Origin of the sequence: Bradyrhizobium niftali, from assembly GCF_004571025.1 — a bacterium.
GTDB lineage: Bacteria > Pseudomonadota > Alphaproteobacteria > Rhizobiales > Xanthobacteraceae > Bradyrhizobium > Bradyrhizobium niftali.
On the sequence record NZ_SPQT01000020.1, the window covers coordinates 23,827 to 45,585 of the forward strand.

At 65.7% G+C, this 21,759-nt stretch carries 21 protein-coding genes; 10 read left to right on the forward strand and 11 right to left on the reverse strand.

Annotation, left to right across the window (positions count from 1 at the left end):
• Positions 1-66 precede the first annotated feature (66 nt).
• The 4 genes from E4K65_RS29250 (at position 67) to E4K65_RS29265 (ending at position 4,847) form a co-directional block, all read left to right on the forward strand.
• Positions 67-1,410, forward strand: coding sequence for an ABC transporter substrate-binding protein (locus tag E4K65_RS29250; protein WP_135177083.1), 1,344 nt, complete (start codon positions 67-69; stop codon positions 1,408-1,410).
• 150 nt (positions 1,411-1,560) lie between these two features.
• Positions 1,561-2,517, forward strand: a complete 957-nt coding sequence (locus E4K65_RS29255; RefSeq protein ID WP_135177084.1) for a carbohydrate ABC transporter permease — start codon at positions 1,561-1,563, stop codon at positions 2,515-2,517.
• Entirely contained in the window at positions 2,510-3,406 is an 897-nt protein-coding gene (locus E4K65_RS29260) for a carbohydrate ABC transporter permease (RefSeq protein WP_135177085.1), read from the forward strand. The genes E4K65_RS29255 and E4K65_RS29260 overlap by 8 nt, the downstream gene beginning before the upstream one ends.
• A gap of 85 nt (positions 3,407-3,491) precedes the next feature.
• Positions 3,492-4,847 carry an esterase-like activity of phytase family protein gene (locus tag E4K65_RS29265; RefSeq protein WP_135177086.1) on the forward strand — a complete coding sequence of 452 codons (1,356 nt, stop codon included), beginning with the start codon at positions 3,492-3,494 and terminating at the stop codon, positions 4,845-4,847.
• Positions 4,848-4,996: 149 nt separating this feature from the next.
• Here the strand turns inward: E4K65_RS29265 and E4K65_RS29270 are convergent, their stop codons facing one another.
• The 6 genes from E4K65_RS29270 to E4K65_RS29295 form a co-directional block, all read right to left on the reverse strand.
• Complete coding sequence (locus tag E4K65_RS29270) at positions 4,997-5,827, reverse strand: energy transducer TonB (protein ID WP_135177087.1); 831 nt, start codon at positions 5,825-5,827, stop codon at positions 4,997-4,999.
• Positions 5,827-6,273 (reverse strand): TonB system transport protein ExbD, encoded by a 447-nt coding sequence (gene exbD, locus E4K65_RS29275; RefSeq protein WP_135177088.1) that lies wholly within the window; start codon positions 6,271-6,273, stop codon positions 5,827-5,829. Before exbD ends, E4K65_RS29270 begins: the two co-directional genes overlap by 1 nt.
• A 3-nt stretch (positions 6,274-6,276) precedes the next feature.
• Complete coding sequence (exbB, locus tag E4K65_RS29280) at positions 6,277-7,053, reverse strand: tonB-system energizer ExbB (protein ID WP_135177089.1); 777 nt, start codon at positions 7,051-7,053, stop codon at positions 6,277-6,279.
• A 27-nt stretch (positions 7,054-7,080) separates the two neighbouring features.
• Positions 7,081-7,596 (reverse strand): heme utilization cystosolic carrier protein HutX, encoded by a 516-nt coding sequence (hutX, locus tag E4K65_RS29285; protein ID WP_135177090.1) that lies wholly within the window; start codon positions 7,594-7,596, stop codon positions 7,081-7,083.
• Positions 7,597-7,623: 27 nt separating this feature from the next.
• The gene (gene hmuQ / locus E4K65_RS29290; RefSeq protein ID WP_135177091.1) at positions 7,624-7,956 is read right to left on the reverse strand and encodes a heme-degrading protein HmuQ; all 333 of its coding nucleotides are present in this window, start codon (positions 7,954-7,956) and stop codon (positions 7,624-7,626) included.
• Positions 7,957-8,055: 99 nt separating this feature from the next.
• The gene (locus tag E4K65_RS29295; protein ID WP_167771253.1) at positions 8,056-10,404 is read right to left on the reverse strand and encodes a TonB-dependent hemoglobin/transferrin/lactoferrin family receptor; all 2,349 of its coding nucleotides are present in this window, start codon (positions 10,402-10,404) and stop codon (positions 8,056-8,058) included.
• 262 nt (positions 10,405-10,666) lie between these two features.
• Here E4K65_RS29295 and E4K65_RS48880 point away from each other — a divergent pair, with 262 nt between their 5' ends.
• From E4K65_RS48880 to E4K65_RS29315, 4 genes are read left to right on the forward strand one after another with little or no spacing between them, the layout of a single operon-like run.
• Positions 10,667-10,873: a hemin uptake protein HemP gene (locus E4K65_RS48880; protein ID WP_135177093.1), complete on the forward strand. Its 207-nt coding sequence runs from the start codon at positions 10,667-10,669 to the stop codon at positions 10,871-10,873.
• A 6-nt stretch (positions 10,874-10,879) separates the two neighbouring features.
• Positions 10,880-11,833 carry a heme/hemin ABC transporter substrate-binding protein gene (locus tag E4K65_RS29305; RefSeq protein ID WP_135177094.1) on the forward strand — a complete coding sequence of 318 codons (954 nt, stop codon included), beginning with the start codon at positions 10,880-10,882 and terminating at the stop codon, positions 11,831-11,833.
• Positions 11,830-12,927, forward strand: a complete 1,098-nt coding sequence (locus tag E4K65_RS29310) for a FecCD family ABC transporter permease (protein ID WP_135177095.1) — start codon at positions 11,830-11,832, stop codon at positions 12,925-12,927. The genes E4K65_RS29305 and E4K65_RS29310 overlap by 4 nt, the downstream gene beginning before the upstream one ends.
• A complete protein-coding gene (locus E4K65_RS29315) occupies positions 12,924-13,730 on the forward strand; it encodes a heme ABC transporter ATP-binding protein (protein ID WP_135177096.1) in 807 nt (268 codons plus the stop codon). Before E4K65_RS29310 ends, E4K65_RS29315 begins: the two co-directional genes overlap by 4 nt.
• Positions 13,731-13,805: 75 nt before the next feature.
• Here E4K65_RS29315 and E4K65_RS29320 read toward each other — a convergent pair whose 3' ends face one another.
• Both E4K65_RS29320 and E4K65_RS29325 read right to left on the reverse strand, forming a co-directional pair.
• Positions 13,806-15,479 carry a mucoidy inhibitor MuiA family protein gene (locus E4K65_RS29320; protein ID WP_135177097.1) on the reverse strand — a complete coding sequence of 558 codons (1,674 nt, stop codon included), beginning with the start codon at positions 15,477-15,479 and terminating at the stop codon, positions 13,806-13,808.
• Positions 15,480-15,673: 194 nt separating this feature from the next.
• A complete protein-coding gene (locus E4K65_RS29325; protein ID WP_027544896.1) occupies positions 15,674-16,294 on the reverse strand; it encodes a response regulator transcription factor in 621 nt (206 codons plus the stop codon).
• Between the two features lie 198 nt (positions 16,295-16,492).
• Between E4K65_RS29325 and E4K65_RS29330 the strand changes: the two genes are divergently transcribed.
• Complete coding sequence (locus E4K65_RS29330; RefSeq protein ID WP_135177098.1) at positions 16,493-17,530, forward strand: AraC family transcriptional regulator; 1,038 nt, start codon at positions 16,493-16,495, stop codon at positions 17,528-17,530.
• A 2-nt stretch (positions 17,531-17,532) separates the two neighbouring features.
• Here the strand turns inward: E4K65_RS29330 and E4K65_RS29335 are convergent, their stop codons facing one another.
• The gene (locus tag E4K65_RS29335) at positions 17,533-18,744 is read right to left on the reverse strand and encodes an NnrS family protein (protein WP_135177099.1); all 1,212 of its coding nucleotides are present in this window, start codon (positions 18,742-18,744) and stop codon (positions 17,533-17,535) included.
• A gap of 129 nt (positions 18,745-18,873) precedes the next feature.
• On the opposite strand from E4K65_RS29335, the gene E4K65_RS29340 reads away from it, so the two are divergent.
• Positions 18,874-19,584, forward strand: a complete 711-nt coding sequence (locus E4K65_RS29340; protein ID WP_135177100.1) for a Crp/Fnr family transcriptional regulator — start codon at positions 18,874-18,876, stop codon at positions 19,582-19,584.
• 336 nt (positions 19,585-19,920) lie between these two features.
• Here E4K65_RS29340 and E4K65_RS29345 read toward each other — a convergent pair whose 3' ends face one another.
• Together E4K65_RS29345 and hemN are read right to left on the reverse strand one after the other, a co-directional pair.
• A complete protein-coding gene (locus E4K65_RS29345) occupies positions 19,921-20,118 on the reverse strand; it encodes a DUF1858 domain-containing protein (protein ID WP_135177101.1) in 198 nt (65 codons plus the stop codon).
• Between the two features lie 192 nt (positions 20,119-20,310).
• Complete coding sequence (hemN, locus tag E4K65_RS29350) at positions 20,311-21,663, reverse strand: oxygen-independent coproporphyrinogen III oxidase (protein ID WP_135177102.1); 1,353 nt, start codon at positions 21,661-21,663, stop codon at positions 20,311-20,313.
• Positions 21,664-21,759: the final 96 nt, after the last annotated feature.

The following is a 21,759-nucleotide window of genomic DNA, read 5'->3' on the forward strand; positions in this document are numbered from 1 at the left end:
GCCGGAAACCGGAACGGCCCTTCACCGGCGATCAACGCCGGGAAGGGAGACAACAGGGAGGAACTGATGAGGAACGACCTCACACGTCGTGACGCCTTGGCGCTGGGCCTGTCCGCTGCGACACTCGCGGCAACCGGTGTTGCAGCGCACGCCCAATCCACGATCAAGGCCGCGGACGTCCCCGCACCGAAACTGCCGATCGAGAAGGGCGCAACCCTGCGCATGCTGCGGCCGGTGCGCTTCGTCCAGGCCGACGAAGACGTATTCCGCGCCAATGCAGCCAAATTCACCAAGGAGACCGGGGTCGAGGTCAAGGTCGACTTCGTCGGCTGGGAGGACATCAACCAGCAGACCGCGGTAACAGCCAATTCCGGTGCCGGTCCCGACATCATCATCGGCTTCTCCGATGCACCGCACATCTACATCGACAAGCTGATCGAGCTGACCGACGTCGCCGACTATGTCGGCAAGCGTTACGGCGGCTGGCTGCCGCTGGCGCAGCGTTACGGCAAGAGGAACAAGAGCGACGCCTGGATCGGACTGCCGTTCGGCGCCACCGCAGGTCCGCTGATCTACCGCAAGTCGATCCTGCAATCGGTCGGCTTCGACAAGGTGCCGGAAGACCACGCCGGCATCGTCGACCTCTGCCAGAAGCTGCAGAAGGCCGGCAAGCCAGCCGGCTTCGCGCTCGGCAACGCCAAGGGCGACGGCAACGGTTTTGCGAACTGGGCACTGTGGTCACACAACGCCGCTCTGCTCGACGAAGAGGGCAACGTCATCATCAACAGCAAGGAGACGATCGCCGCACTGAACTGGGTCAAGCAGCTCTACCCGACCTTCATCGCCGGTACGACGTCGTGGAACGACGTCAGCAACAACCGCGCCTACTCCTCGCAGGAGATCGCGCTGACCGCCAACGGCGTCTCGCTGTACTTCTCGCTGAAGAACGATCCGGCGACCAAGGCGATTGCCGACGACAGCGAGCATCAGTTGCTGCCGAAGGGCGTGGCCAAGATCTCGCCGATGGCGGGCCTGACCCTGAACGCCATGGTGTTCAAGCACAGCCAGTATCCCAACGCCGCAAAGGCCTTCCTGCAATACATGCTGGAAAAGGACCAGTACGAGCCGTGGCTGAATGCCAATTCCGGCTACTGGTCCCAGCCGCTGGCCGCCTATGCCGATGCCGCCGTGTGGTCGCAGGACCCCAAGGTGAAGTTGTTCAAGGACACCATGAACAGCACCTATTATGACGGCTACAGGGGGCCGATCTCGACGGCGACCGGTGCCGTCAGCGCCGACTACGTGCTGATTCAGATGTGCGCGTCCGTCGCGACCGGCGCTGCCACGCCGGAGGCCGCGGCCGCAGAAGCCGAACAGCGCTGCAAACGGTACTTCCGGCGGCAGAAGTAACGGATCGTCATTACGAGGAGCAGAGCGACGAAGCAATCCAGACTTCCACTGCGGAGACAGACTGGATTGCTTCCGCCTTCCGCTTCGGCGGACAAGTCCCTACGCTCGCAATGACGGTGTGACGACGTTCAACGACAGGACAAAACCCTGATGTCCGTGACCACACTTCCCCCTCTCGCCCTCGCCCACCGGCAGCCAAGCTGGCTGGTCCGTCTGTTCGACTACAAGCCGTTCCTGATCGCGATGTGCCTTGCGCCCGCGATCGGGCTGCTCGCGGTGTTCCTGACCTATCCACTCGGCCTCGGCATCTGGCTCGCCTTCACCGACACCACGATCGGCCGCAAAGGCGTCTTCGTCGGTCTTGAGAACTTCCAGTATCTGCTCACCGACCCGCTGTGGTGGAACGCGGTGTTCTACAGTGTGGTCTACACAGGCATAGCGACGTTCGGGAAGTTCGCGCTCGGCTTCTGGCTGGCGCTGCTGCTCAACAACCATTTTCCGTTCAAGAGCCTGCTGCGTGCGATCATACTATTGCCCTGGATCGTGCCGACGGTGCTCTCGGCGCTAGCGTTCTGGTGGATCTACGATCCGCAATTCTCGATCATCTCCTATCTCCTGGTCGACGTGCTGCACTGGCGATCGAGCAATGTCGACTTCCTCGGCTCGCCCTGGCCGGCGCGCTTCTCGCTGATTGCCGCCAATATCTGGCGCGGCATTCCCTTCGTCGCGATCTCGCTGCTGGCGGGCCTGCAGACCATCTCGCCCTCGCTGTACGAGGCCGCGATGCTCGACGGCGCCAGCGCCTGGCAGCGCTTCCGCTACATCACCTTCCCGATGATGATGCCGATCCTCGCCATCGTGATGACGTTCTCGATCATCTTCACCTTCACCGACTTCCAGCTGGTCTACGCCATCACCCGTGGCGGCCCCGGCAACTCGACCCATTTGCTGGCAACGCTGGCCTTCCAGCGCGGCATTGCCGGCGGCGAGCTCGGCGAAGGCGCCGCGATCGCGGTGTCGATGATCCCGTTCCTGGTGTTCGCGACGCTGTTCTCCTATTTCGGCCTGGCGCGCCGCAAATGGCAGCAGGGAGAGAGCAATGACTGACACCGTCGCGCAACCCACTGCCGACGCGAAGGCGGCGCCTGACACCATGGCCTGGGATTCCGGGCTGCGGCGGCTGATGATGATCTACCTGCCGCTCGGCTGCTTCGTGCTGATCCTGCTGTTTCCGTTCTACTGGATGGCGATCACCTCGTTCAAGCCGAACGCCGAGCTGATGAACTACAAGGCGCACAATCCGTTCTGGATCTCCTCGCCGACGCTGGCGCACATCAAGCATCTGCTGTTCGACACCGCCTATCCGCGCTGGCTGTGGACGACGATGCTGGTTGCGATCGGCTCGACCACGCTGTCGCTGGTCGCGAGCACGCTTGCCGCCTATGCGATCGAGCGCCTGCGCTTCCGCGGCAGTCCCTATGTGGGCCTCGGCATCTATCTCGCCTACCTCGTGCCGCCGTCGATCCTGTTCATCCCGCTCGCCACCGTGGTGGTGCAGTTCGGCCTGTTCGACTCACCGATAGCGCTGATCCTGGTCTACCCGACCTTCCTGGTGCCGTTCTGCACCTGGCTCCTGATCGGTTATTTCAAGTCGATCCCCTATGAGCTCGAGGAATGCGCGCTGGTCGACGGCGCGACGCGGCTCCAGATCCTGCGCCGGATCACGCTGCCGCTCGCGGTGCCCGGCCTGATCTCGGCCGGCATCTTCTCGTTCACGCTGTCCTGGAACGAGTTCATCTACGCGCTCGCCTTCATCCAGAGCGGCGCCAACAAGACCGTGCCGGTCGCGATCCTGACCGAGCTCGTCACCGGCGACGTCTACCAGTGGGGCGCGCTGATGGCGGGCTCGCTGCTCGGCTCGCTGCCGGTTGCGGTCTTCTACTCGCTGTTCGTGGATTATTACGTGTCCTCGCTGACCGGCGCGGTAAAGGAGTAGCCGGCCGCTGCGGCGTTTGGCCCGGTTTCACAAAACTGCAACAAGCGATCCGCATAACGCGTGCGTCCGCCAACAGGAGACGCACATGCGCGCGATTTTTCTCAGCACCGTCGCAACGATCATTCTCACCGCCAGCACGGCGCTCGCGCAGAGCGAGGGCGAATTCCCGGCGAAGCTCGCCGGCCACGTGGTGATGCCGGCCGAGACCTTCATCGACGCGCCGGCGGATGCGCCCGCCGATCTCAAGACGTCCGGAAAGTACACCACCGGCAAGCGCGTCGACGCGCTCGGCACCGTGATGGGCAAGTCCGCTGAGCGGGCGACCGGCGTGTCGCTGCCGTTCAAGGGCCAGCCGCTCCAGGGCCATTCCGGCATCAAGCACATGCCCGACGGCAGCTTCTGGGTGATCACCGACAACGGCATGGGCGCGCGCGCCAACTCGCCGGACTCGATGCTGTATCTCAATCGCTACAAGATGGATTGGGCGGGCGGCAAGATCGAGCGGCAGGAGACGATCTTCCTGCACGACCCCGACAAGAAGGTGCCGTTCCGCATCGTGCACGAGGATACCCAGAAGCGCTACCTCACCGGCTCCGACTTCGACACCGAAGGGTTCCAGATCATCGGCGACACGTTCTGGATCGGCGACGAGTTCGGCCCCTACATCCTGAAGGCCGACAAATCAGGCAAGATCCTCGGGCTGTTCGAGACGGTTGCCGACGGCAAGCCGGTGCGCTCGCCCGATCATTGGGCGGTGGCGACACCGGGCGCGCCGGGTGCGACCTACACCAACGTCAACCTCCGCCGCTCCAAGGGCTTTGAGGGCTTTGCCTCGTCCAAGGACGGCAAGTTCCTCTACGGCCTGCTCGAGGGCCCGCTGTGGGACTCCGAGAAGAAGGACTGGGAAAAGGTTGACGGCAAGGAAGCCTCCCGCATCCTCGAGTTCGACGTCACTGCTGAAAAGTTCACCGGCCGCTACTGGCAATACGTGTTCGAGCAGAACGGCAATGCCATCGGCGATTTCAACATGATCGATCCCACGGCCGGCCTCGTCATCGAGCGCGACAATGGCGAAGGCACGGCCGACAAGGCCTGCCCGCAAGGCCAGCGCGGCGACAACTGCTTCCCCGATCTCGCCAAGTTCAAGCGCGTCTACAAGATCGAGCTTTCGGACGCCAATGTCGGCAGGCCCGTGCGCAAGATCGGCTATATCGACCTCATGAAGATTCGGGATCCCGACAAGAAGGCGAAGAAGCCGCTCAATGACGGCGTCTACACTTTCCCGTTCTTCACCATCGAGAACGTCGATCGCGTCGACGACACCCACATCATCGTCGGCAACGACAACAACCTGCCGTTCTCGTCCAGCCGCGATCCCAACAAGGCCGACGACGACGAGTTCATGCTGCTCGAGGTCGCGGATTTCCTGAAGGCGAAGTAAGGCCCTTCTCTCTCTCAACACGGTCATGGCCCGGCTTGACCGGGCGATCCAGTACTCCGTGACAGGAGTACTTGAATCGAGAGGCCGCGGAGTACTGGATGCCCCGCCCCCGTGCGCAATTGCGCACCAGGCGGGGCATGACAGCGGAGCTACCTCACCGTAAACTCCACCGGGATCGAAAAGCTCATCGCGCCGTTCTTGATCTCGTCGGGAATCGGCGGAAACGGCGAGGCCTGGCGGATCATCGACATGGCCTGGGCGTCGAAGGCGGCGACGCCGGAGGAGCCACCGAGACGGCTGGACATGACCTGCCCGCTGCGGCTGAGGGTGAAGCTCAGCCTGGCAACGCCGCGCTGACCGCCGCCTGCTGACGGATATTGGTGGAAGCGCATCAAATGCGCGCGGACGCGTTGATTGTAGGACGCGATCGCCGAGGCCACCGCGCCCGTGCTCATCGCCGACGCCATCGGCGCCTCCCGCTCGGCGCGCGGCGGCGCGCTGGTGCGCGGCGCGGGCGTGGCATCCGAGGGCCTCTTTGCCTCGCGGCGAACGATCTTCGGCTTGTCAGGCGCAGGCTTTTCGACCGGCGCGATCTTCGCGGGTTCGGGCCTGGCTGGTGTCGGCTCCAGCTTCTGCTCAGGCGGTGCCACGACGTCGGGCTTGTCCTGCGGCGGTGTCGGCGCGATGGTTTCCTCTGTCATTTGCCGCTGCGCTGGCTCCGGCGGCGAAGCGTCGGCCTCCTGCATCACCGGCCCGGGCGCGACGTCGTCCGGCATTGGCTGCGGCGCCGAGGTCACCGGCGCCATATCGACCAAGATCGCCGGAAGGCTGACGCCCTGCTCCGGCTGCGACCTGAGCCAGCTCGTCGCAAGCAGCACGGCGGCAAGATGCAACGCCACGATCACCGCGGCCGAGACACCCCAGCGTGCGCCCTCGCGCTCGCCGAGTGGCTCATGCAGGGCAAAGGCGTTCGCGGTCATCAGCTGCGTCCGTCGAGGCCGACGAGGGCGACCTTAAGATACCCGGCGTTGCGCAGGGTGTTCATCACGTCCATCAGATCGCCGTAGGAGACCGCCTTGTCGGCGCGCAGGTAAATACGCTCGCCCTTGCGGCCCCCGGTGGCGGTGTCGAGCGACGAGGTGAGCGCCTCCCGAGCCACGACGTCTTCGCCGACGGCAATCGACAGGTCCGGCTTCACGGTGACGAAGACCGGCTTGTCCGGCCGCGGCGCCGGCTCGGCCGCGGTCGCCGGCAGCTCGACGCCGATGTCGACGGTGGCGAGCGGGGCTGCCACCATGAAGATGATCAGCAGCACCAGCATCACGTCGATGAACGGCGTGACGTTGATCTCATGGGTGAGGTCGAGATCACTGGGGTCACCGCGCTTGAGCGGCGATCCCGAACCTGCGCCGAGCTTTGCGGCCATGGCCTACTCCGCCGCCCGCGACAGGCGGAACTCTCTGTGGTCGCGCTGCCGGCTGACCAGCAGCATGAGCTGTGCCGAGGCGTCCCCAAGCAGCGCACGGTAATTGGCGATGCCGCGGACGAGATGATTGTAGATGACCACCGCCGGGATCGCGGCAACGAGGCCGAACGCGGTGGCGAGCAGCGCTTCGGCAATGCCGGGCGCGACCACCGCAAGGCTGGTGGTGTGGCTCTCGGAGATGCCGATGAAGGCGTTCATGATGCCCCAGACCGTGCCGAACAGGCCGACGAACGGCGCAGTGGCGCCGATGGTCGCGAGCACGCCGGTGCCGCGCGCGATCTGCCTGGACATCGCCGCCTCGACCCGCTCCAGCCGCAGCGCCACGCGCTCCTGAAGACCGTCATCGACAATGCCGCCGGAGAGCTCCGCCTCCTTGGCGCAGGACTGGATCAGCTGGGCGACCGCATCATGCGCGTCGGAGGTCCGCTCCGCCGCCTCCGCCAGCTTCATCTTGCCCTCGAGCGCGCGCGTCCGCTGCACGGCGAGCGCGCTCTTGCGGCGCAGCTCGACGGTCTTGGCGAGCCACACCGTCCACGTCACCAGCGAGGCGACGGCCAGCCCGATCATCACCGCCTTCACCACGATATCGGCGCTGACGAACATGCCCCAGGGCGACAGATTGCGCGGCAACAGCGCTTCGTCGATCGCGAAGGCCGGAGCCGGCGCGAGCGCCAGCGCGATTGCTACGATCACGTGCCGAAGCCTGGAATTGCCTTGCATCCTGATCTCCCGACAGACAGAGGGAAGCTATGCCGCGGGCGGCGCCGCGATCCGGTCCGCAAGCTGGCGGAACCGCGCCAGCTGGTCTCCACGCAGCGCACGGGTCTCGTCGCGGCCGACGAAGACCTTGAACATGATGCCGCCGTCGGCATTGACGAAGGCAATGAAGGCCGAATTCTTGCCCATGAAGGGGCGCTCGACGAAGGCGACGCCTGCGCAGCGTTCGTGGCGGAGATGGCCATGCAGGCCCTTCGGCTGCATCAGGTTGAAATAACCGCGGCCGATCTCGCCCGCGGGGATTGAGCCGGTGAATTCGAAGATCGCGTCATCCGTGTGCACGATCAGCGTGACCTCGCCCCATTGTGCGACGTCCTGCATGGCGGCGGCAAAATGCTCGCCGCCTCCCATGCGCACCATCGACGAGGGCAGCGCCTCGATCACCGCACGCGCCGTGACCTTGCGCTTCCGCGCCACGTCCTCAATCACCGCGCCGGGATTGTCGGCCATGTACGCCTTGAGATCGGCGAGGTCGGTGCTCAGCATGTCCAGCTCCTCTCCTGCGTCGCCACCTCAGGCGGCCGCGGCCTTGCGCTCGCTCTGGATCACCTCGAAGCCCTCGAACTTGGGATGGCCGAGATAGAGGCTCTCGCCGGTCCGGTTGTCGGCGCGGGCATGGGCGCGACGGAATTCCTCGGAGCGCGTCCAGGCCTCGAACGCCGCCTTGTCGACCCAGGCGGTGTGCGATGAATAGAGCGTGTGGTCCTCGGCCTCGGGGCCCTTCAACAAGTGAAACTCGACGAAGCCCGGCATGCTGCCGAGATAGGATTCGCGCGTGGCCCAGACCGTTTCGAACGCGGTCTCCGCGCCCTTCTTCACCTGGAAACGATTCATGGCGATGAACATAAAAGTCTCTCCTTCTGATCAAGACGAAAACGCGCCGAAGCCGCGCTGGAGCATCAGCGCGGCCCGGCGGAGATGGCTGGCGTTGCGGCGCCTGTCGGCTTACGCACCTCCAAAGTGGATCTTCATGCCGGCCTTGTAGACCCGGCCCGGTCCCGGGCTCGACCACAGCACGTCGTTCTGCGTGGTGCCGTCGGTCGAGCTGCCGGGAATGGCGTAAGGCCGGTAGTACTGGTTCAAGAGATTGTCGATCGAGGCCGAGAACACGATGTCCCTGGTCGCGTTATAGGTCAGGTACAGGTTGACCAGCTCGTACCCGGTCGCCGGCAGATAGCCGGCGGGCACGTCGTTGTTGGGACCGTACGAGGCCCACTGCGCCGTCAGGATCAGCGTGCGGTCGAGCAGGCGGACACCGCCGGTCGTGACCACCTTGCGCGGGGTGATGGTCGCGAGCCCGATATTGGTCGCGACGTTCTTGCCCTGGATGTAGTGGCCGGCGACGCCGACGAACCAGACGCCGGCATCGTACATCGTCTCCGCCTCGAAGCCCTGGATGCGGGCCTGCGCGATGTTTTGATACTGGTAGTACTGGCTCGCCATGCCGAACGGCGTCGCCACCGGCGTCGAGGCGACGAGGTCGATGTAGTCGGAGACGTCGTTGCGGAACAGGTTGATCTTGCCGCGGAACGAGTCGGACGCGCTGAAGATGTTGTCATATTTCAGGTTGAAGCCGACCTCCTTGTTCTTGCCGACTTCGGGGCGAAGGTTCGGGTTGGGCAGGAAGCAGAACAGGCCGCTGGTCCCATCAGGGCAAGGGAAGAAAACCGGTCCGCCGCCAGTTGCATGCGCGCCGGAAATGACGGTCTCCGTGATCGAGGGCGCACGGTAGCCTTCGGCATAGCTGACATAGGGCTGGAAGCCCGCGACCGGCGTGACGCCAAGGGTGATCTTCGGCGAGAAGCGGTCACCACCGGCGTGCGTGTTGCCCGAGTCCAGGTCGTAACGGTCATAGCGGATCGCGCTCACCGCCTCGAACCAGGTGCTGTAGTTCTGCTTCAACTGAAGGAACCCACCTGACACGGTGCGGATGCCGCTCGGCGTGGTGATGTTGGAATTGCCGCGGCTGTCGGTCGTGATCACGTCATCCTGGAACGCGTCGACGCCCCAGGTGAGGGCATTGCGCCAGTCGCCGACGTTGAAGCGCGTGGTGTTGTTGGCGTCGATGCCATACGTGTTGAGGACGTAGCCGCGCTTGTCCCCGACGCAGCCCGAGACGTTGTTGCCGAGGCCGCCGTTGCAAAAGGCCGACGGTGTCGTGCCGTAGTGGTAGGTCTTGGTCTGATCGTTGTCGGTGCGATTGCCGTAGACCGACATGTGCCAGTCGAACAGATTGTCGCTCGGCAACGCATAGTTCCAGGTGATGGTCCCGGTATAGTTCTTGGCATCGGACGCGTAGACCGAGGATCCGCGATTGAGCGCAATCAATGCCTGGTTGGTCGTCGGACCGCGATTGAACTGGCCGATGTCGTATTGATAGTCCTGGAACACGGCGCCGAACTTGACCTCGTGACCGAGGGCCGGCCGCACCGTGAGCTTCATCAGCCCGGCCTCGACCTGGTTGCCGGTGTTGCCGATCTCGGTGCCGTTGCCGTCCTTGTAATTGCCCTGCGTGCGGTAGACCGCGCCGCCGAAGATATCGACATCGGGCGTGGCGCGCACGCCGCCGAATACCGAGCCGAGGCCGCGATTGTTGTTGGAGCCATAGGATCCGGAGAGATCGACACCCCAGCGCTCGCCGGGACGCAGCACGTCGTTGATGTCCTTGGTGCGGAACGAGACCAGGCCGCCGATCGCGCCGGAGCCGTAGATGTTGGCGGTCGGTCCCCGCACGACGTCGATGCCGCCGATCAATTCGGGATCGAGGAAGAAGGAGCCGTTGGCATTGTGGCCGGTGCGCTGATAGTTCTGCCGCGCGCCGTCGACGACGACCGCCACGCGGCCGAAGTCCTGCAAGCCGCGGATGTTGATGACGGTCGCGGGATCGTCGCCGCGCTCCTGGAACGACACGCCGGGCACGGCATAGAAGACATCCGACAGCCGGTTCGGCTGAAGACCCTGGATCTGGTCGAGCGAAATCGAGCTGACGGGCGCGAGCGCATCGATCGCGCGCTCCTTGGTCTTCGTCGCCGCGACCGTGATGGTGTCGAGCACCTGCACCGGCGCGGCGCCACCCGCCTGCGCACGGGCGTTCAAGACGTCGGGCGCTGCCTGCTGCGCGGCCAGCGGCTTGGCCGGCTTGCGCTTGGCCTGTTTCGGCCGTTCCGGCGACGACGCATGTTCGGCCTGCGGCGATGCGGTCTGCGCGAGACCGCTCTCCGTCACCAATGCCGCGATTGAAACCACCGACGCGCCCAAAATCAGGGCCCGCGAATACCTAGCCCCGTCAGCCATATCAGCCCCAGCCTGCACTTCACTTTAGTTTTTGGTGTCTTTTGGCTGGCGTGCGCCGCTCGACGCGGCGACTGGCTGGCTGATCTTTCAAGACGCAGGCATGTTGCCTGCTGCCATGATTGGTAACGTGGCAACACTCTGACGGTCAATGACATCAGGTTGCAGTTTATATCGATTGTAAAATTGCCGCCGTTGGAATGCGCCAGTTGCCGCCTATACAAACAGGCAGCATCTGAAATTTCGAAGGCGCATCACACCAAAAATGTCAGCAATGTCCGGAGACAGCGGCAACGGCGCGGCAGGGCCGTCGGAAAGCCCTTCCGCAACAACGAGAACCCTCACCATGCGAGGGAGCCGGATCGACAGCCGCGAGCTCTTCGCGCACGAGCGCGAGATCATCATCGCGCATGGCGAGGACGCCTATCGCCTGCGTTTGACCTCGCAGAACAAGCTGATCCTGACGAAGTAACATGCAATGACATTTTGCCGCACCCTCACAACGTTCCTGTTCACCGGCACGATCGCGCTCGCGTCCACCGCGCACGCCGCCGGCATCACCGTGCATGACGCCCGCAATCGCGATGTCACCGTTGCCGACGTCGCACGCACGGTCTCGATCGGCGGCGCCATCACCGAGATCCTTTATGCGCTCGGGCTCGAGAGCCGGCTGGTCGGCGTGGACACCACTAGCCTCTATCCGGCGGCGGCGCTGCACGACAAACCCAATGTCGGCTACATGCGCCAGATCTCGGCCGAGGGCGTGCTCGGCCTCAATCCGACGCTGATCCTCGCGATCCAGGGGTCGGGCCCGCGCGAGACCATGGACATCCTCGAGACGGCGAAGGTGCCGCTGGTGCTGGTGCCCGAGACCTTTTCCGAGGATGGCCTGATCGAGAAGATCAGGCTGGTCGGCCACGCCATGGGCGTCGATGCACGCGCCGAATGCCTCAGCGCCGCAGTCGGCGCCGATCTCGCCCAGCTCCGCGCGCTGCGCGCCAAGGTGAAAAAGCCGGTGCGCGTGATGTTCGTGATGTCGCTGCAGAACGGGCGTGCCATGGTCGCGGGCCACAAGACCGCAGCCGACGAGATCATCCAGCTCGCCGGCGCCGCGAACGCCGTCGACGATTACGACGGCTACAAGATCATCGGCGACGAGGCGATCGTGGCCGCAAAACCCGACGTGGTGCTGTCGATCGAACGCGGCAAGGAGTCGCTCCAGGCCGACGCGGTCTATGCCCATCCCGGCTTTGCGCTGACGCCGGTCGCGGCCAACAAGAGCTTCATCACGATGGACGGCCTCTATCTGCTCGGCTTCGGGCCGCGCACGGCGGCGGCGGCGCGCGACCTCTCCGTAAAACTCTATCCGGCATTGGCCGACCAGGGTGGCGCATTCCCGTCGGCTCTGTCGGCGGCGAATTGCCGGCAATGAGCGTGGCGATCGAGACCGAGGCACGACGCCCGCAGCGACACGCTGGTGCGAGACGGCGATCCGCATCGTTCGCGATTCCTCTTCTGCTCGCGGTGCTCGCGGCCACCGCGGTCGTCGCGCTGACCGTGGGCGCAGCCGGCATTCCGCTCTCCCGGCTGCCCGCTGCCCTCGGCTTTGCCGGCACCACGACAGCCGATGCGATGACGGCGCGCGACCAGCTCGTGCTGTGGTCGATCCGCATTCCCCGGATTGCGGCAACCGCGATGGTCGGCGGCCTGCTCGCCGCGGCCGGCGCGATCATGCAGGGACTGTTCCGCAATCCTCTCGCCGATCCCGCCCTGGTCGGCGTCTCCAGCGGCGGCGCGCTGGCCGCTGCGAGCGCGATCGTCTTCACGGACTCGCGTTTCGGCGAGACGTTGCGCTTCCTCCAGACCGAGCTGTTGCCGCTCGCCGCCTTCGCAGGCTCGCTGGCAACGACCGCGATCCTCTACGGCATCTCCAGCCGCTCGGGGCGGACCTCGATCGCGATCTTCCTGCTCGCCGGCGTCGCCATCACCGCCATCACCAATGCCGGTATCGGGCTTCTGGTGTTCATCGCCGACGACCGCCAGCTTCGCGACATTACGTTTTGGATGTTGGGCTCGATGAGCGGCGCGACCTGGACCAAGGCCGCGGTGCTCGCGCCGATCCTCGTCATCGGGCTTGGCGCCTGCGCCTTCATCGCACGCGGCCTCGATCTGCTGGTGCTTGGCGAGGCCGACGCCTTTCACGGCGGTGTCGACGTCGAGCGCCTCAAGCGAATCTCGATTGTCATGGTTTCCGCGATGACCGGGGTTGCGGTGTCGATCAGCGGCGTCATCGGCTTCGTCGGCATCGTCGTGCCGCATCTGCTCCGCCTCGTCATTGGACCGGCGCATCGCCTGCTGCTGCCGGCCTCGGTGCTGCTCGGCGCCATCCTGATGGTCGGCGCCGACACCCTGGCGCGCACCATCGTGGCGCCGGCGGAGATGCCGATCGGCATTCTGACCGCGGCGGTCGGGGCCCCGGTCTTCCTGGGGATCCTGCTGCGGCAGCGCGGGCTCACCTCATTATGAGCGCGGTGATCGAGGCGCGACGCTTAAGCAAGCGCGCCGGCCGCGCGAGGCTGCTGGATGGCGTTGGGCTCACGGTTGCGGCCGGCGAGATGGTCGCCATCATCGGCCCGAACGGCGCCGGCAAGTCGACGCTGCTGCGGCTCCTGTCCGGCGATCTCCGTCCGAGCGGGGGCGAGGTACGCCTCAAGCAGCGTGACATCAACAGCTTCACGCCGCGCGAGCTCGCCGCGCGACGCGCGATGCTGTCCCAGCACATCAACGTCACCTTCCCCTTCTCCGTCGAAGAGATCGTGCTGATGGGCGTAGGCGATCGCAGCCCGCGCGAGGCCGGCGCGCTCGTCGATGCCGCGCTGGACGAGGTCGGCCTTGCCCATTTTCGCGAGCGGCAGCTACCAACGCTGTCCGGCGGCGAGCAGCAGCGCGCGCATTTCGCCCGCGTGCTGGTGCAGCTCGCCTGCGGCGAGGCCGAGCATGGACCTGGACTTCTGTTGCTGGACGAGCCGACCTCGAGCCTGGATCTGCGCCATCAGATCGACCTGGTCGAGGCCGCCCGCCGCCGCGCGGCTGGCGGCACCGCTGTCATCGCGATCCTGCACGACCTCAACCTGGCGATCCGCTTCGCCGACCGGCTTGTGGTACTAAACGGAGGCAAGCTCGCCGCCGACGGCCCGCGCACCGAGGTCGTCACGCACGAGACCATCCGCGACATCTTCGAGATCGACGCCGTCGTCCACCAAGCCGACGGCGTGCCGTACGTGCTGCCGCAATCGATGCGGGCGGCGGCGCGCAGCAATGCAAGCTGAGCTGCCGCCGCGTTGAAGATGCGCTCCCTTGCCCCGCTTGCGGGGAGAGGTAAGAAGGCATCGCGCCTCAGGCTCCTAGCCCGCCGGCACGATCACCATGCTCCTGTCCTTCGGCCAGCGGATGCGCCAGGCGAAGTTGAAGTCCCGGGCCTCGCCAGGCTTGGCGTCGAACGACCATTCCAGCACGCCGCGCTTATCGCGGATGTTGCTCGCGGTCGGCGGCGTGGTCGACGGCAGCATCTCGACGACGATGTCCTCGTTCTCGCTGACCGGCAGCTGGTCCTCGATCGCGACCTTGATCGGGAAGTCGTGACCGTTGCGGACGGTGGTCTTGAACGAACGCTCGTCGGTCTTCGACGTCGTCACGAGCAAGCCGGCCGAACCCTCGTTGCGCTTGAGCACGGCACGCTCGATCTTGACCTTGTCGTCGGCGCCGAAGCCGAGCCGTACGATGTCGTCCTTGGCCGAGGCCGAGAGCTTGCCGCGGCCGACGAAGACGCCGTCGCGATAGATCGCGACCTTGCCCGGCAACAATGTCGTATCGTCGGTTTGCTTGAAGCTCGCTTCGAGGAAGGCGGTTGGGTCCATTACCGGCGCGGCACGGACGGCGAGATCGGCCGGCACGGTCATCGAGGCGATGCGCAACGCCTTGGCGCCCTCGGCAGCGCCGAGGCTGACGCGGCCGGGAATCCTGAAGGTGGCCTGGAAGTCGCCGATCTCGGCAACTGCCTGCTGCTCGTCGGCGCGCTCGCGCGGTTCAGGCGCTTCGGCCATTTTCGAAAGATGGGGTTGCATCTGACGTGCGACCGGCGCAGGCCGCGCCAGATCGGAGGCCGCACCGAGCGCCATTGGTTTCGGCGGTTGTGGATATTGCGCGACCAGCGAGCCCAGCTCTGGCGCACTGCCGCCGCGGCTGACGCGGACCGTGGAGACGCCAAGCGTGACGTTCGACCAGTCCTCGCCGGTCGACTGCGTGATTTCGGCACGGCGGACCAGCTCCAGCTGCGGCTTGCGGTCCTTGGCGCCGGTGTCGAGCCGGGCGTCATAGAGCGGCAGCCAGCGCGCGTTCCGCACATTGTAAGTGACCCGCAACGTCGCCTTGGTCGCGGCCGGCGCGGCGATGTCCATGCGGACTTCGAGCTTGCTCGGCGGCTTGGCCTTGCGCTCGACTTCGAGCTGGGCGACCTGCCGGTCGATCTCGCGCATCTTGCGCGTGGCGTCGCGAACGGCGGTATCGGCGCTCGCAATTTCCTCGCCGACCGCAGCAAAGGCCGTGCGCCATTCGGCGATCGGCCGCGCCTCGCCCTTGTCGCCGATGCCCGCGGGGGACGCTTCCGCAAAGTGCTCCGCAAATTTGCGCCGGGCATTGGCCGAGTCGATCGCGCCTTGCAGGTCGGCGCGCTGGTCGTTCAGGGCCTCGATGCGCTTGTCCAGCTCGGGCAGGTTGACCGGCGCCGCACGCGGCGTTCGCGCATCGATCGTGCCGATGGTGAGCTTTGCACCACCCTCACCCTCCACCCGGATGGAGGAGGTATCGAGACCAAGCGGGAAGTCCTTGGCAACCAGCGTCGAGTCACCGGACGGCAGGTCGACCGTGATGACGCGAGTGACGGTGGCACCATCCGGGTAAACCGTGACGGTGTCGATGGCCGATGTGGCGTCCACATCGCCGGCCCACGACGGCAGCGCGAGTGCCGTGGTCACCAGAACCAGGCTCGTCGTTGCCAAACATTTTGCGGTGATGCGCATGAAGTCCCTCCTGCCGATATCGCCGCGCCGCCAGCCGGACGCGCGATCAAATGCCTCGCCAACATGGTTGGACGCGGCAGGGAAGGAACTGGTTCGATTGGGGTTTCCGTGGGGCGCCGCTGCGGCGGCACCATGGCCGCGGAACGCGTCGCACGCCGCGGCGGAGCCGTTAACCCAAGTCCTTAGACAAGTCCTCAGACTTGGGTGGGCGAACCCTGACCAAAGATGCGGCGGAGCAGATCGGTCACGTTCTTGGCGCCGGCCTTCTTCAGAATGCCGGCACGGTAGCCCTCGACCGTCCGAGCGCTCAGATGCATGCGCCGGGCGATCTCCTTGTTGGTCAGGCCGGCGGCGAGATGCTCGAGCACGTCGCCTTCGCGCGCCGTCAGGGGCTCGCAGCCGGGCAACCAGCGCTGGCGGTTCGAGTTGGGTTGCCCGAACTCGTCGATGGCGGCATCGATCCGGTCCACGATGTCATGGGTGCGGAACGGCTTTTCGATGAAGTCGGCCGCGCCGCTCTTGATCGCGTCGACCGCCATGGCAATGCTGCCATTCGCCGAAGTCACAAGGACCGGCGCCATGCAATTCTCCTCGCGCAGCCGCTTGAGCACGTCGAGGGCGGAGCGATCCGGCGGCATCTCCAGCAGCACGCAGGCCGGCATCCGCGCCCTCGCTTCCGAGAGCAGAGACGCACCGTCGGCGAAGCAGATCACGTCATAGGCGCTCTGTTGGAGCGCGGTGGAAAGTTGTTCGCGGGAGGCGGCATCGGTGTCGATGACGAATACCTCACGCTTGGAAAGCATGTTCCCCGGCATAATCCCGATCCAGCAATGTCTTGGTCAAATGATCCGAAACGGCGGGGCCTCGTCGCGCCCGGCGTCATGAGCACGGCATTCACGCCAGTGCTTCGGTTTTCCTTATGTATGTTCCATCCCGTTCCCGGATTTGACGGATCGGGACAGAAACTTTACATTTCGGGACATCTGCGGGAATGGCTGGCACGAACGGTTTGCATGACCGACCTCATTCGCAGCGCAGGCTTGAGCTATTACCCGGAGGTCGCCCGGTCGGTCGGGCTCGACCCCAAACAGATGATGCGCAAGGTTAGGCTGCCGCTGGCCTGCCTCGACAAGCCGGATACCCCCATTGCCGTGACAGGCCTGCGCCGCCTGCTCGAACTATCGGCGAAAATGTCCGGCGCCGAAGATTTCGGCTTGCGCCTCGCCGAACGCGGCGGCCTGACCAATTTCGGCGCGGTCGGCCTGATCGTGCGCGAACAGGCGACCGTCGGCGAAGCGATCGAAGCGTTTTCGCGTTTCATCCATGTCCATCATGACGGCATGCGGCTCGACGTTGCGCGCAACAAGCAGACCGTAACCGTCGCGCTGCATCTGCGCGGCCGGCAGCCGAGCGCGCCGCGGCAGTCGATCGACATGGCGCTCGGCAGCGTCCACCGCATCATCCAGTCGCTGTTCGGCAGCGATTGGCGGCCGCAGGAAGTGCATCTGCATTATCCGCCGCCGCGCGACCGCAGGCGCTACCGCGACTTCTTCGGCTGCCACGTCACGTTCAACGCCGAGGACGACGCAATCCTGCTGTCGGTGCACGACATGGAGCGCCGGATCCCGAGCGCGCATCCGCTGATCGCGAGCTATCTGCGCAAGCGGATCGAGGCGATCGGGATCCGGCCGGCAAGCTGGGAGGAGAAGGTCGACGAGGTCGTGCGCCTCCTGCTCGCCAGCGGCGACTGCACGGTCGAGCGCGTGGCCGAGCATCTCGCCTGCACCCGCCGCACCGTCCACCGTCACCTCGCCGCGTCAGGCACCAGCTTCTCGGCCATCCTCGACGCGCAGCGCGCCGATCTCGTCGTCGAATTGATCGACGACCCCGGCCGGCCGCTGGCCGATATCGCGGCACAGCTCGGCTTCTCCGCGCAAAGCGCCATGGCCCGCTGGTTCCGCGGCCGCTTCGGCTGCACCATCACCGCATGGCGCAAGGGCGTGCGGCCGTTGGCCAAGCCCGCCGACGTGCCTTCGGCATCTGCGGCCTGACTCTATCGTGCCGGAGCGGGCACGCCCATGATGGCAAGTGCGCGCCGATTGCTGCCGGCGAGCAGCGGGCCGAACGCAATCGCAAAGCCGAGGAAGGCGACGACCCAGCCGCAGGCGGCAACGTGCAGCAGCGCATCGCCATGCGCAGGCCACGCCACGGCAGCAACCCGCGCCAGCGCCGCGGCGACGATCGCGACATAGATACCTTGCGTCGCCGGCGAGGCCGTCAGCGCCTGTCCGGTGTGGCCGAGGCTCGCGCGGGTCATCACCGCGAGTGTCATGGTTCCGGCCGCGCCTGCCATCCAGGCATGAATCCCCGCACTCGGCGGCAACGCGCCGAACACGGCCAGGGCATGCAGGAGGAAGCCGAGCGGCACGAAGACATAACCGACATGCAGGATCAGGAGCAGCCGTTCGCGCGAGGTGCGGTCGCCGGCCCAGCGCGCAAGCCGCACCAGATGCAGCACGCCAACGAGCGCCATCACGGCACCGGTGATCACGTTCAACGGCGCCACGATCCACGAGATCAGCGCCAACGCGCTCAATCCGATCACCACTCCATCGAAGCGGCCGGACGGCACCGGCAGGCGACCGGGATTGAACTTGACCAGCCAGTTGCGGGTGAAGCTCGGGATGATGCGGCCGCCGATCAGCGAAATCAGAAGCACGACCACGCCGATGCCGAGGCGGATGCTGACGTCGGCCGCGCCCGCGTGATGCGCTTCGAGATGAAAGCCGACATTGCCGGCGAGCAGCACGAGCACCAGGACCACCACGGGCAAATTGCGCCAATTGCCGCCCGCGATGATCTCGCGCGTCGCGGCGGCGACGACCAGCGCCAGGAACGCCGCATCGACGACAAGCGCGAACGCCCAGCCGACCTCGGCGGACAGCGTCACCGCCACGCGGCCGGCCAGCCACACCACCAGCAATGCGCCCAGCGAGGTGCCCTGGATCGGCAGCCGCCCGGTCCAGTTCGGGATCGCCGTGAACAGGAAGCCGGTGATCACAGCCGGCAGGAAGCCATAGAGCATCTCGTGGACGTGCCAGTCGCGCGGCGCGAAGGCCGATGTCACCGACAATTCGCCGTAGAACAGCGGCAGCCAGGCCAGAATCGACAGGCCTGCCTGGATGGCCGCGAACAGGAAAAAGGGCCGAAAGCTGTTCGCGAACAGCGGCCAGCCCGCAAAATTGCGGGATCGGGCGCCAGCCATGGGGCAACTCCTGTATATTCAGATCGCTGCCTGGAAAAATACTGCCGTCCCGACCGGCCGGTTTTGCGCTATCGCAAACACCAGGACGATTGCAGGTGCCATCACACTCCCGAGCGCCAAGGAGGCAGAATGGCCAAGGTCGACACATCGCTGGTTGCGCATTTGCCGCTGTTTGCCGGCGTCACGCCGGAAGCCATGGATGAGATCCTGCGCGAGGCCCGCTCGGCGCGCTATCCCAAGAACAGCGCCATCTTCGAGCAGGGCGCGGACGCGCAGTCCTTCTTCCTGCTGCTGCACGGACATGTCCGCGCGGCCAAGACCACGCCGACCGGCGAGCAGATCGTGGTGCGCTACGTCGCGCCCGGCGAGACGTTCGGGCTCGCGATGGCGATCGGAGCCGCGCGCTACCCGGCGACTGCGATGGCCGTCGATGACAGCGTGGTGCTGATCTGGCCGAATTCGGCCTGGCCGCGGCTGGTCGAGCGGTTTCCGGCGCTGGCCGCCAACACGCTCCAGACCGTCGGCACGCGGCTCCAGGAGAGCCACACCCGCATCCTGGAAATGTCGACCCAGCAGGTCGAGCAGCGCATCGCACATGCGCTGCTGCGCCTCGCCAAGCAGTCCGGCAAGAAGCTCGACCACGGCATCGAGATCGACTTCCCGATCAGCCGCCAGGACATCGCGCAGATGACCGGCACCACGCTGCACACCGTGAGCCGCATCCTGAGCGCCTGGGAGAGCCAAGGCCTCGTCGAGAGCGGCCGCCAGCGCATCATCCTGCGCGATCCGCATGGGATCGTCGTGCTGGCGGAGCGCAGCCCCGACAGCGGCGCGGCGTGAGAGCTGAGCCAGGACGTTTCCTGAGATCGTCGGGCTATCACATGTGAAAGCATTTTCCTCGCAGCCCATCCTTCGAGACGCCCGCTTTGGGCGGGCTCCTCAAGGATGACGACGGAGTGCGCGGCAGCAGTTTCAACAGGCACCGAAGCCGATTAGCCTCATCCTGAGGAGACCGCGAAGCGGTCGTCTCGAAGGACGAGGCGCGCGCTCAGGCCTACCCAAAGCCTTTGCGACAACCCTGCCCCCGAAGATAGGGGCGAGGGACGCTCCCGCTTACGGCGAAAGCGCTCCCTCACCCGGGAATCCGCACGCGACCCGCGCGAATTCCAGACCGTCTCACGCCGGCACGCAGTCACACAGCGCGGCGAGGAATTTTTCGCGATCGATGCCATGCTCGCGGCAGGCGTCGTCCACCGTGTGGAAGGTTGCGATCGGACAGCCGACACAGGCCATCCTGAAGGCGAGAAACACGCGGATCGTGTGCGGCGCCGTACGCATGATGTCATCGACCAGATCGCCGGATCGAAAGGGCATGGACAACTCCGTTCCGAAACGACGATAGCGGAGCGGGCGGCGGTTTCTTTGTTGGAGCGCAAGCTGGCGCAAGGTCACCAACTCGTCATTCCGGGGCGCGCGTAACGCGAACCCGGAATCTATCGGGCAGCAACCTGTGCGGTGAAATGGATTCCGGGTTCGCGCCAGGAGGCGCGCCCCGGAATGACGCAGTTACACCGCCCGGCTGTGCAGCTGCTTGCCCGGGTCCAGATGCGCGTCGAACGCGGCGGCGACGCTGCGGACCAGGAAGCGCGAGTCGGTGGCGACCGCGAGCCGGTCGCCGTCCAGCCTCACGACGCCGTCCGAGATCAGCGGCTTCAGACGCGACGCCGATTTGAGCATCGTCTCGGCCTCTGCGCCATGGCGCGCGCAGATGTCGCCGAGATCGGCGCCGAACTCGCACATGATGCGCTCGATGATGTCGGCGCGCAGCCGGTCGTCGCCGGTGAGTCCATAGCCCTTCGCGGTGGCGAGACGGCCGGCACTGACGCTCTGCGCATAGGCGCCGATCTGCACCTCGTTCTGGACGTAGCCCTGCGGCAGATGCCCGATCGCGCTCGCGCCGAAACCGAGCAGGACTTCACCTTTGTCGGTGGTATAGCCCTGGAAATTGCGCCGCAGCGTCCGCTCCTCGAAGGCAGCGGCCATGGAATCGCTGGGTCGGGCGAAATGATCGAGCCCGATCTGCACGTAGCCGGCCTCCTTCAGCGCATTCGCGATCGCACAAGCCTGGTCGTGACGCGCCAGGCCGTCGGGCAGCGCGCCCTGGCTGATCATGCGCTGGTGCTTCTTGAAATCAGGCACGTGAGCGTAGCCGAACACCGAGAAGCGGTCGGGCGCGAGCGAGAGGCTGCGCCGCACCGTGTCCAGGCACGAGGCGACGGTCTGATGCGGCAGCCCGTAGATCAGGTCGAAATTGATTCCCGCGATGCCGGCACGCCGGAGCATGTCGACGACATCAGCCGTCTGCTCGAAGCTCTGCACGCGGTTGATCGCACGCTGTACGATGGGATCGAAACTCTGCACCCCGAGACTGGCACGATTGACGCCGGAAAGCCGCATGGCCTCGACCATGTCGGCGGTCAGCGTGCGGGGATCGATCTCCACCGCGATCTCGGCCGAAGGCAGCACGAAGAACGCCTGGCGCATCGCCGCCATCAACTCGGCGAAAGCCTCCGGCGCCATGATCGTCGGCGTGCCGCCGCCGAAATGGATATGCTCGACCTTGATGCGGCGGCCGATGGTCTCGGCGACCTGCGCGATCTCGCTGCGCAACGTCCGCTGATAGGCCGCGATCAGCTCGTCGCGCCGGACGATCTGAGTATGGCAGCCGCAATACCAGCACATCTCGCGGCAGAACGGCACGTGCAGATAGAGCGACGCGCTGGCGCTTGCGGGAAGTTCGGCCAGCCACCGGGCGTAGGTGTCGGCGCCGATGACGGGCGAGAAGTGCGGCGCGGTCGGATAGCTCGTGTAGCGCGGCAATCTCTCTTCGCCGTAGCTCGCTGCAAGATCAGTCCTCATATTTTACCCATTCGTAAATTTCAGCCGCGCATCGCCGCGGCAAGTCCCGGATGGCATTGAATTACCCGTTTTCGGGCCGGCGACCTTGCGCTCGCT